The sequence below is a fragment of the Cytobacillus sp. SAFR-174 genome (assembly GCF_051964675.1).
Taxonomy (GTDB): Bacteria; Bacillota; Bacilli; order Bacillales; family Cytobacillaceae; genus Cytobacillus.
In genome coordinates this window covers 58,059-67,372 of record NZ_JBQCMZ010000024.1, presented here as the reverse complement: position 1 = coordinate 67,372, position 9,314 = coordinate 58,059, and the positions used below count along the sequence as shown (strand labels likewise).

10 protein-coding genes are annotated in these 9,314 nt (G+C 44.1%); 2 read left to right on the top strand and 8 right to left on the bottom strand.

Annotation, left to right across the window (positions count from 1 at the left end; genetic code table 11):
• Positions 1–307: 307 nt before the first annotated feature.
• Positions 308–538, bottom strand: a complete 231-nt coding sequence (locus ACTHRG_RS20185) for a hypothetical protein (protein WP_076262101.1) — start codon at positions 536–538, stop codon at positions 308–310.
• 145 nt (positions 539–683) lie between these two features.
• Here ACTHRG_RS20185 and pdaB point away from each other — a divergent pair, with 145 nt between their 5' ends.
• The gene (gene pdaB, locus ACTHRG_RS20180) at positions 684–1,436 is read left to right on the top strand and encodes a polysaccharide deacetylase family sporulation protein PdaB (protein ID WP_076262098.1); all 753 of its coding nucleotides are present in this window, start codon (positions 684–686) and stop codon (positions 1,434–1,436) included.
• Positions 1,437–1,450: 14 nt separating this feature from the next.
• Here pdaB and ACTHRG_RS20175 read toward each other — a convergent pair whose 3' ends face one another.
• On the bottom strand, positions 1,451–2,083 hold the full coding sequence (locus tag ACTHRG_RS20175; RefSeq protein WP_076262095.1) for a KinB-signaling pathway activation protein: 633 nt from the start codon (positions 2,081–2,083) through the stop codon (positions 1,451–1,453).
• 147 nt (positions 2,084–2,230) lie between these two features.
• Between ACTHRG_RS20175 and gerD the strand changes: the two genes are divergently transcribed.
• Positions 2,231–2,872, top strand: a complete 642-nt coding sequence (gene gerD / locus ACTHRG_RS20170) for a spore germination lipoprotein GerD (RefSeq protein ID WP_440231869.1) — start codon at positions 2,231–2,233, stop codon at positions 2,870–2,872.
• A gap of 49 nt (positions 2,873–2,921) precedes the next feature.
• Here the strand turns inward: gerD and ACTHRG_RS20165 are convergent, their stop codons facing one another.
• From ACTHRG_RS20165 to proC, 6 genes are all read right to left on the bottom strand, one after another.
• Positions 2,922–3,980, bottom strand: a complete 1,059-nt coding sequence (locus tag ACTHRG_RS20165) for a P-loop NTPase (RefSeq protein WP_440231868.1) — start codon at positions 3,978–3,980, stop codon at positions 2,922–2,924.
• 122 nt (positions 3,981–4,102) lie between these two features.
• Positions 4,103–4,825, bottom strand: a complete 723-nt coding sequence (cwlD, locus tag ACTHRG_RS20160) for an N-acetylmuramoyl-L-alanine amidase CwlD (protein ID WP_440231867.1) — start codon at positions 4,823–4,825, stop codon at positions 4,103–4,105.
• 102 nt (positions 4,826–4,927) lie between these two features.
• Positions 4,928–5,371, bottom strand: a complete 444-nt coding sequence (locus ACTHRG_RS20155) for a YbaK family protein (RefSeq protein ID WP_048011497.1) — start codon at positions 5,369–5,371, stop codon at positions 4,928–4,930.
• Between the two features lie 340 nt (positions 5,372–5,711).
• On the bottom strand, positions 5,712–6,980 hold the full coding sequence (locus ACTHRG_RS20150; protein WP_440231866.1) for a glutamate-5-semialdehyde dehydrogenase: 1,269 nt from the start codon (positions 6,978–6,980) through the stop codon (positions 5,712–5,714).
• Positions 6,981–6,999: 19 nt separating this feature from the next.
• Positions 7,000–8,118, bottom strand: coding sequence for a glutamate 5-kinase (proB, locus tag ACTHRG_RS20145; RefSeq protein WP_440231865.1), 1,119 nt, complete (start codon positions 8,116–8,118; stop codon positions 7,000–7,002).
• A gap of 35 nt (positions 8,119–8,153) precedes the next feature.
• Positions 8,154–8,996 carry a pyrroline-5-carboxylate reductase gene (proC, locus tag ACTHRG_RS20140; protein WP_440231864.1) on the bottom strand — a complete coding sequence of 281 codons (843 nt, stop codon included), beginning with the start codon at positions 8,994–8,996 and terminating at the stop codon, positions 8,154–8,156.
• Between the last annotated feature and the right edge of the window lie 318 nt (positions 8,997–9,314).

Below are 9,314 nucleotides of genomic sequence, written 5' to 3'. Positions count from 1 at the left end.
AGGCACGCCGCCAGCGTTCGTCCTGAGCCAGGATCAAACTCTCCATATAAGAGTTGATTAAGCTCGTTTGTCTTTTCGAAAAAGACTAATGATTTAAACGTTGACGTTTTGTTCGTTCAGTTTTCAAAGATCAATCCGTCGCTCAGAAGCGACTTTCTTAATATATCACATGTCAACTTCGACGTCAACAACTTTTTTAAGTTGTTTTTATTAGTGCTTTCCGTCATCAGCGACGTTTATTAATATACCAAGATACCAATAAGAAGTCAACAACCTTTTTGAGTTTTTTCTTCACACCCCAAAAAAATTACCCCTTCTTTTCATGATGCTGGCGGGAACGCATGTATTTCAGGCAATCTGCTGGCGTAGCCATGCGCTGAAATAACGAAAATAAAATTTTGTATCGTTCCTCCATGGCTCTTTTGACAACGTGGTCGATTCGGTCATCTTTTAAATCAAATAATATTTCGTCCATTTCCCGCTTGATCAAATACTCCATCTCTTTTAGCTCTTTTTGGCTTAATAGCATTCCCATCATTTTAATTGCCTCCAATATACTATTCAATTTGTTTTTTGTAGTATTTTTCCAATTAAGATTTTTTATGAATGAATTTTTTTATACATGGAAGAGACAAGTTCAGCATAGGTATGAAACTAGGAAGGTATGGACGAGGTGAACGATTATGAACTTTTTTTACGTATTGAATGGTAAGTCTTTAAAACAAATTTCACTGGTTGTCATTGCAGCATTTTTCACGGCATGGTTCCTCTTCATGCAGAGTATTGTCCACTTGCCTGCTTTTTCAGCAAAAGACGGGCCTAAGGCGATATACAAAGGGGAAAAGGATATAGCCCTCACCTTTAATATAGGATGGGGGGATGTTAAAGCAGAGCCCATATTGGATATCCTAAAAAAAGAAAATGTTAAATCTGCGACCTTTTTCCTGGCCGGCTCCTGGGCGGAGCGCCACCCGGATTTAGTTTCAAGGATTGTGAAAGAAGGCTATGAAATCGGAATGCTGGGCTATGGCTATGAAGATTATACAGAGCTTGAAGAGGATAAAATCAGGAGGGACCTTGCAAAGGCGCAGGAGGCATTCAGAAAGCTGAATGTTAAAGACATTAAGCTTGTGCGCGCCCCAACAGGGCATTTTGATCAGAAAACCTTAAAGGTTGCTGACCGGTTGGGTTTCACCGTTGTCCATTGGAGCGTCGATTCAAAGGATTGGACGAATCCCGGGGTCGATAGGATTGCAGAAAATGTATCAAAGGCCAAAAAAGGAGATATCGTACTTTTACATGCATCCGATTCTGCCAAACAAACAGCCAAAGCTCTTCCGCTCATTTTAAATGATGTAGAATCCAAGGGGCTCAGTTTTGTTTCCGTCTCAGAAATGATTGCGAATGCCGAGACAAAAACGAATGAAATAAAATAAACAAAAGCCATCCGTTATTTGGATGGCTTTTTAGCTATATGGCTTCTTTGTTTTTGGGAATCTTCATTCAGTTTATGAAGAATAAGCAGCTGGTATGTGTTGCAGACTAATAATGGGATCACCATTAGATATAGCCAGCTTTCCTCGTTTACCCTTAGTACCGGCACCCACTCAATGGCGGTTACGACCACCATGAAGAAGACTGCAGGAATAAAGGCATGCTGGTTGGTCTGTTTGGTTTTAATTGCTGCGACCACAAGAGCGACTATAAGAAGGAATGCTGCAACGCCAACATATGGAAGCATGCTGTCTCCCGCACCGGCAAAAGCCTTATAGCGGAAATAAACCAAGTCAAATAAAGCAAATAAAATAAGGACAATCTGAATTGGATTCCATAATCCTTTAAAGATCCCCAATCCAAAGCGGTGTACAGTCAAATAAGCAAAAAAGCCCATTTGGCTAATAATACTGAAGATTAATCCTACACCAATAAGCCAGAACAACACTGACAGAATCTCCAGGAAATCGAAGTCAGTAAAAATAGGCGCAAATTCATCCCAGCGCACAATAAACCCGACAACCCCAGTCGTTATTCCCCCGACTAAAAGAGTTGTTATAAAAAGCTTTACCCAATTACGGCTAGTCAATTTATTTTTCCCCCATAATAAATAAATTCATTCTTATTGATTGTACCAACCAAAGTTTGAAAAATCTAGGCATTGTATTTCCAGCGCATAATATTTGCTGAAAATCTTCATTCTAAAGGTAAGGACACCTCTGAAAGGAGCTTCACCATGAAAAAAACATTCCGTTTGCTCCTTCCATTAGCGCTAGTGTTTTTCATATCAGGCTGCGGCCAAGGTGAATCTGGCGCCAGCCAAATGGATTATGAGCAAACTAAAAAAATGGTTGTAGATATATTAAAGACAGATGAAGGAAAGAAAGCACTCGAAGAATTGATGGCTGATGAAAAAATGCAGCAAAAGATGGTCATGGACCAAAAGGTTGTCAGTGAAACCATTGAAAAAACTTTAACTTCCGATAAAGGCACAGAGTTTTGGAAAAAGTCTTTTGATGATCCAAAGTTTGCCGAAAGCATGGCAAAAAGTATGCAAAAGGAAAATGAAAAGCTTTTAAAAGACCTTATGAAGGACCCTGAATACAGAGGAATGATGATAGAAGTATTGAAAGATCCCGAGCTTGAAAAAGAAGTAACAGATGTCCTTAAAAGCAAGGAATATCGGGAGCACATACAGAAAGTCATGACTGAGACATTTGAAAGTCCGCTTTTTAAAGCAAAAATCCAGGACATCCTTCTGAAAGCAGCAGCAGAAACGAAGGGCGGCGGTGAGCAAGGCGGGCAAGAAAGCGGGGGTGAAGGCGGCGGCCAGGGTGGAGACCAAGGCGGCGGTGGCGGCCAGGGCGGCGGAGCATAATCCCTTTTAAGAAGAAAACCTCTTCCATGTCGGAAGAGGCTTTTTTTCATTATTTGCTTTCAATTGTTTGAATAACTTTACGGGCAATATCCGTATAGATTTGACCAAGCTTATGATCTTGGTCATATATGGACGGAGCGAAGTCTTCTTCATTCCAATCAGGCTGCTGAAGAGGCAGCTGGCCCAGCACTTCTGTCCTCAGTTCATCAGCAAGCTTCTCGCCGCCGCCTTGGCCAAATACGTGCTCTCTTTCTCCAGTCAATTGACTTTCGAAGTAGGCCATGTTCTCGATAACACCCAGAATTTCATGCTCTGTGCGAAGTGCCATCGCACCAGCTCTGGCAGCAACAAATGCGGCTGTAGGATGCGGAGTTGTCACAACAATTTCCTTGCAGGAAGGAAGCATGGTGTGTACATCCAGGGCTACATCTCCTGTTCCCGGAGGCAAATCAAGAAGAAGGTAGTCTAATTCACCCCACTCAACCTCATTGAAGAAGCTGTTCAGCATTTTTCCAAGCATCGGCCCTCTCCAGATAATCGGCGCATTATCTTCAACAAAGAATCCCATAGAGATCACTTTTACGCCAAAACGTTCAACCGGCAGAATTCGTTCTCCTCTGACCACAGGACGCTTCGTAATGCCCATCATATCCGGAACGCTGAATCCATAAATGTCAGCATCGATCAATCCAACCTTCTTGCCCAGCCTTGCAAGGGATACAGCCAGGTTGACCGAAACAGTGGACTTGCCGACTCCGCCTTTTCCGCTGGCAATGGCAATGAACTCAGTCTTATTACCAGGAGAAAGCAGGCCTTGGTCTTCTTCAGCCGCTGTCTCTCTATATTGTGAAAGCACTTCATCCGGAAGCTCACTGAAGCGGATGCCGACGGTCGCCGCCCCTGCTTCTTTTAATAGATTGACGACTTCCGTCTGAAGCTGAAGCTGCTCCGCTGTACCTGTCTTGGCAACTTGAATCTTTACGCTCACATGATTCTTTTCTTCTTTGATTTTAATTTCTTCAATGGCGTTAAGTTCGCCCAATGTTCTATGTATAAATGGTTCCTTCAAGCCGCTCAAAGCTTCTCTGACTTTCTGTTCAGTTAACATACATTGCACCCGCCTTTTGAATTCGTTTCCATTTCAGTATAACATATTGAAAATTCTTTACAGTTAATTGTATCACACCGGAAAAATATTCAAAAAAGAAAAGGCACTTTCTCAGCACCTTTTCATTCCCATGTTTCAGTCAATTCTTTTTCATTGGTATAGTAGCGCATAATTCCATTATAAATGGAGGCAGCGATTTTATCCTGATATTCATCCGTTTTCAGGTTTGCCCGTTCCCCCGGATTTGATAAGAATCCCACTTCTACTAAGACACCCGGCTTTTTGGCGTATTTTAAGATAAATACATTGTTTAAAGGCTTGGAATTCCGCTTCGTATTTTCCAGGTTGCGGCGGAGTTCATCCTGTATGAATTTCGCAGCTTTGGCATTTTCCTTTATCCCGGGCGCATAGAAAGTCTGCGCACCGCTCCATCGGGGAGAAGGAATAGAATTTAAGTGGACGCTGACATAAAAATCAGAATTAGACGTATTTATCATTTCAAGCCGTTTTTTCAGATCTTCTACTTTTCTCCGGCTGTATCCCCTCGTTCCCTCTGGCGCGAGGTCCCTGTCGTCCTCCCTCGTCATGAGCACCAGCGCTCCCTGCTCCTGGAGGTAATCCCTTACTTTTAATGATACTTCCAGCGCAATATCTTTCTCGAGTGCCCCTTCGTCACTTGCCCCGCCATCCGGGCCGCCATGTCCGGGATCAAGCAAGATGATTTTCCCGGTTAAAGGCAGATTCCACGATTCCCAGGAATCATCATCCGTAAAGTCATATTGCAAAATAAGAAAAAGGACGATAAGCCCGATCGCAAACCCGCCTATTTTTAATTTTTTCTTCATACGCCCTAATCAGTCCCCTCCTGCTTATCCTCATTTCAATATATGGGACAAGACGGAGATGTAGAACTTCGATCAGGACAGCGGTCTGAACAAATTCACTTTTCAGTGGAGACGTAATTTATGCCTTCTCTCCCCTTTATTGAACCCTTCCGACCACCAGCTGTTTACATATTGCTCGCACATATAATAAAGGGATTCACTCATAACAGCTTCCGAACCATGACCCCAATAAAGGAAAAAGTTATATAGTGTATCCACTAAATGCTTATACTCTTTTTCACATCTATATCGGACCTGATCCAGCGATTCGCCATATCGCCCAAAACGGCTGTAGTTTGCCCCCAGCAAATAGGCTTCAATCGCTACATCATAGCAGGCCTCCTCAATTCCGGCATTCATCATCAGACCGGAAACAAATCTGGAAGAACCAAAAAATTGCTGAACTTTTTCTTTTAAGGCTTTTATCGAAATTTCCCGAAGGACTGATTTTTCATATTTGATCTGTTTTTCTCTTTTTTTCTCTTTGAACGTCGTTATGACAGTCACGCTTCTCACCCCTTGTAGATAGTCTTTATCTGCAGCAGGAGAGAAATGCAAAAAGCAGCCGCGAATCGGGCTGCCAATTTTTTATCAGAAAAGCGGAAGGCGCCCGCTTAAAAGGAACGCAGACTAAAACCGCCACGTCCTGTGGCAACGTCTGCATGACCCGCATCCTGCGGGCCTCAAGCATAAGACAAGCCGGCTGAAAGGTTGTTCTTTACCTTTTGGACGGATTGGCTTAGACCCGAGAGCGGATGGCGCCTGCAGCTTGACAGTTATCTAACTTCAGGATTAATTCTTATTATTTTAGAAAAGCACCAGCCGGAGCTGATGCTTTTGAAGAAGTTTATCGAATCTGCCCATTTCCGGACATTAGATATTTGCGTGTTGTTAATGCAGGCAGACCCATCGGTCCTCTCGCATGGAGCTTTTGTGTGGAAATGCCAATTTCCGCTCCAAAGCCCAGAGCGCCTCCATCCGTGAATCTGGTCGACGCATTATGGTACAGCGCCGCAGCATCTGCCAGCTGCATGAACTTTTTGGCTGTTTCCCCATTTTCGGTAATAATCGCCTCTGAATGCTTGGTGCCGTATTGATCAATATGATCGATGGCCTGTTCAAGACTATTCACGGTTTTTACAGCTAAGTCCAGGCTTAAATATTCATTTGCCCAATCGTTTTCAGCTGCGGGTACCACATCAGGCAATGCAGCTGCTGCAGAGTCATCGCCATGTACGGTTATCCCGTGACTCTTCAGAGCTTCTGCAAGCAATTCGTTATGCTGATCCAGCCATGCTTCATGAACAATCAGCGTTTCTGCCGCATTACAGACTGCGGGACGGTCAGTTTTGGCATTAATGAGGATATTGATCGCTTTTTCCGGATCTGCTTCTTTATCAACATAGATATGGCAGTTTCCAACTCCTGTTTCGAGTACAGGCACCGTCGCATTCTCAACCACTGCTTTTATGAGGGATGCGCCGCCTCTCGGAATTAAGACATCAATATGCTCTTTCATGGTGAACAGCTGCTTTGTCGCTTCTCTGTCTGCTGTGGCAATGAATTGGACAGCATTTTTAGGTATCTTCGTTTTTCCAAGAGCTTCATGAATAATCTCCACGATAGCCTGATTCGAATTCAGTGCTGATGACCCGCCTTTTAAGACAATGGCATTTCCGGATTTCAGCGCAAGGCCCGCCGCATCAGCTGTTACATTAGGTCTTGCTTCATAAATCATGCCGATGACACCAAGCGGAACACGAACCTCTTCCACCTTCAGCCCATTATCCAAAGTCCAGCCCGACATAACATCTCCATTCGGATCAGGAAGTTCAGCTACCTGGCGAAGGCCTTCTGCAAATTCAAAAACCCGTTCCTTCGATAATGACAGGCGATCCATATATGCCTCTTCAAACCCTTTTTCCCTGCCATTTGCGAGATCGGCTTTATTGGCTGCAAGGATCGATTCATATCCAGCCTCCAGTGCCTCTGCAACTGTATAGAGTGCTTCGTTCTTTTCTTCCGTTGTTAAGACACTTAATGTTTTGGCAGCCCTTTTTGCCTTTATTGCCTGTTCTTCTACATTATTTATCTTTACTGCTGATGCAGTAGTCATTGAATCCCTCCTAAAAAGTTTAAACAAGTGCCGGCAGCTTAAAGTCGCGGGAGCATACAAACGTTTCCTGAGCGATGGCCGGCTCAAGCTCTTCATCTGCTGTATGTCCGCTTAACTGTTCGTTGGAATAATTAATGCGGCCGAGGCCGATTTCTTTTCCCTCTTCATCCAGAATGCGGACGACCGCTCCATCCTTAAATCGCCCTTTGACTTCCTGAATATCAGAGCAGTACAGATTTTCCTGATGATCCACAATAGCCTCTATCCCGCGGGAATTGATGGTCACCTTTCCTTCAGGGCCTGAGTGAAACGCAATCCACTGCTTTTCATTATCCAGATTAAACGCATCCGGCTCCGGCGTGAAGTAGGTGCCTCTCGCTCTGTTTTCCACAGCTTCGATTAAAATATTTTCCGTTCCTGCTTTTCCTAAAAAGGAGTCAATCCCTGCAGCCATCGCAATTTTCACTGCCTGAATTTTCGACTTCATGCCGCCTGTTCCTACAGCACTGCCAGATCCTCCTGCAGCCGCTTCGATTTCAGGTGTAATGCTGTGAACTCTCTCCAGAAGTGTCGCATGAGGATTATCATTCGGGTTGCTGTCATAGAGGCCGTCAATGTCAGATAAAATAATCAGTAAATCTGCATCAATCAGACCAGCCACTTTTGCAGCCAGAGTATCATTGTCTCCGAAGCGCAAGCGATCGACTGTAACCGTGTCATTTTCATTTATGATCGGGATGATGCCTCGCTCCAGCAGCACATTCATAGTGTTATGCATATTGCCATAGCGATTTTCATCCGAGAAATCGCTTCTGGTAATCAAGATTTGTGAAGCTACGTAGCCATGAGATAAAAAGAGTTCTGAGTAAGATTCCATTAATAGCCCCTGGCCAATTGAAGCTGCAGCCTGTTTTTCCGGAAGAGAAGAAGGCCGGTCAAGGCAGCCAAGCTTCCTATATCCTGCTGCAACAGCACCTGATGACACAACAGCTGTTTCATAGCCGGCATCCTTCAGCTCGACAATTTGCTCAGCAAATTTTTCAAGCTTTCTGCGGCTGATCTCCCCGTGCATGCTTGTTAATGAGCTGCTTCCAATCTTAATAACAACTCTTTTTATCTGTTTTTCTTTCATCAACATCCAATACCTCCTGTGAACTTGTAAATCCATTTCCCTTAGGAAGTGACTAGTGCGCCTTCCAACTCTTCGCTGATCTCCTTCGACCGTTTGGCGGCATGTTCGACTGCCTGTGTGATGGCTTCTCCTCCGTTGTATCTCCTTAAGGCTTCGAGTCCTGACGCGGTCGTGCCATTGGGAGAGGTCACTTTCTCTCTTAAAGAAGTTGGCGTTTCTTCTTTTTCAAGCACCATCTTAGCTGCTCCAAAAATCGTCTGGGCAACAATTTTGCGGACAGTCTCTTCATCCATCCCTTTTTGTACCCCTACCCGCTCCATATTTTCCATCAGATAATAGAAGTAAGCAGGACCGCTTCCGGCTAATCCTGTAAAAACATCCATCTGGTCTTCATCGATGATATACACTTCCCCCATGCATTCCAGCAATTCCTTAACTATTTCCACATTGGCCATGCTCGTATTCTTGCCTGCCACGACAGCAGTCGCAGATTCCTGAATCATGCTTGAAGTATTCGGCATCACACGTACTACCTGCTGACCCGTATTCAAATGCTCTTCCATGAACTCTGTTGTGATGCCTGCCAACACGGAAAGAATCACCTGGCCGGGATATAATTTGTCTTTAATCGAACGAAGGGCTTCTTCTGCCCCCTTTGGCTTCATAGCTAAAATAAATAAATCAATTTCCTCAAACGGAAGCTCGTTCTGCGGCATGGTACTTACTCCATACTGTTCCTGAATCTGTTCTAGCCTGTCTGCATTGCTCCTGTTCGTTACAAACACCCGTTCCGGTGACATTTTTTCAGCTGTAATGACTCCTGATATCATGGATTCCGCCATTGACCCTGCTCCTAAAAATGCGATTGTTTTATTGGCTAACATGGACATCCTCCTTTAGATGAAAAACTGTTCGTATATCCGTTCGTATTTTATCAACGTTATCTATCGTAACATGCTCAAATACAGATTCAAGGGTATTACGGAAAGACGGGAGGATAAGGGCGAGATAGTGAATGAAAACGCTAACATACATGGCCTAAGGTCTGCTGATGCTCTCTCAGCGTGTATAATCCCCTCTCAGCCCGATATTTGCATTAAAATAATTTCCAGTTTTTCACCTGTGCAGAAATAAAGCCTCAGCTTGCTGGCCCCACTGCAGGGCAAAAGATATCTATAAGAAAAAAGCTCCCAGCCAAAATG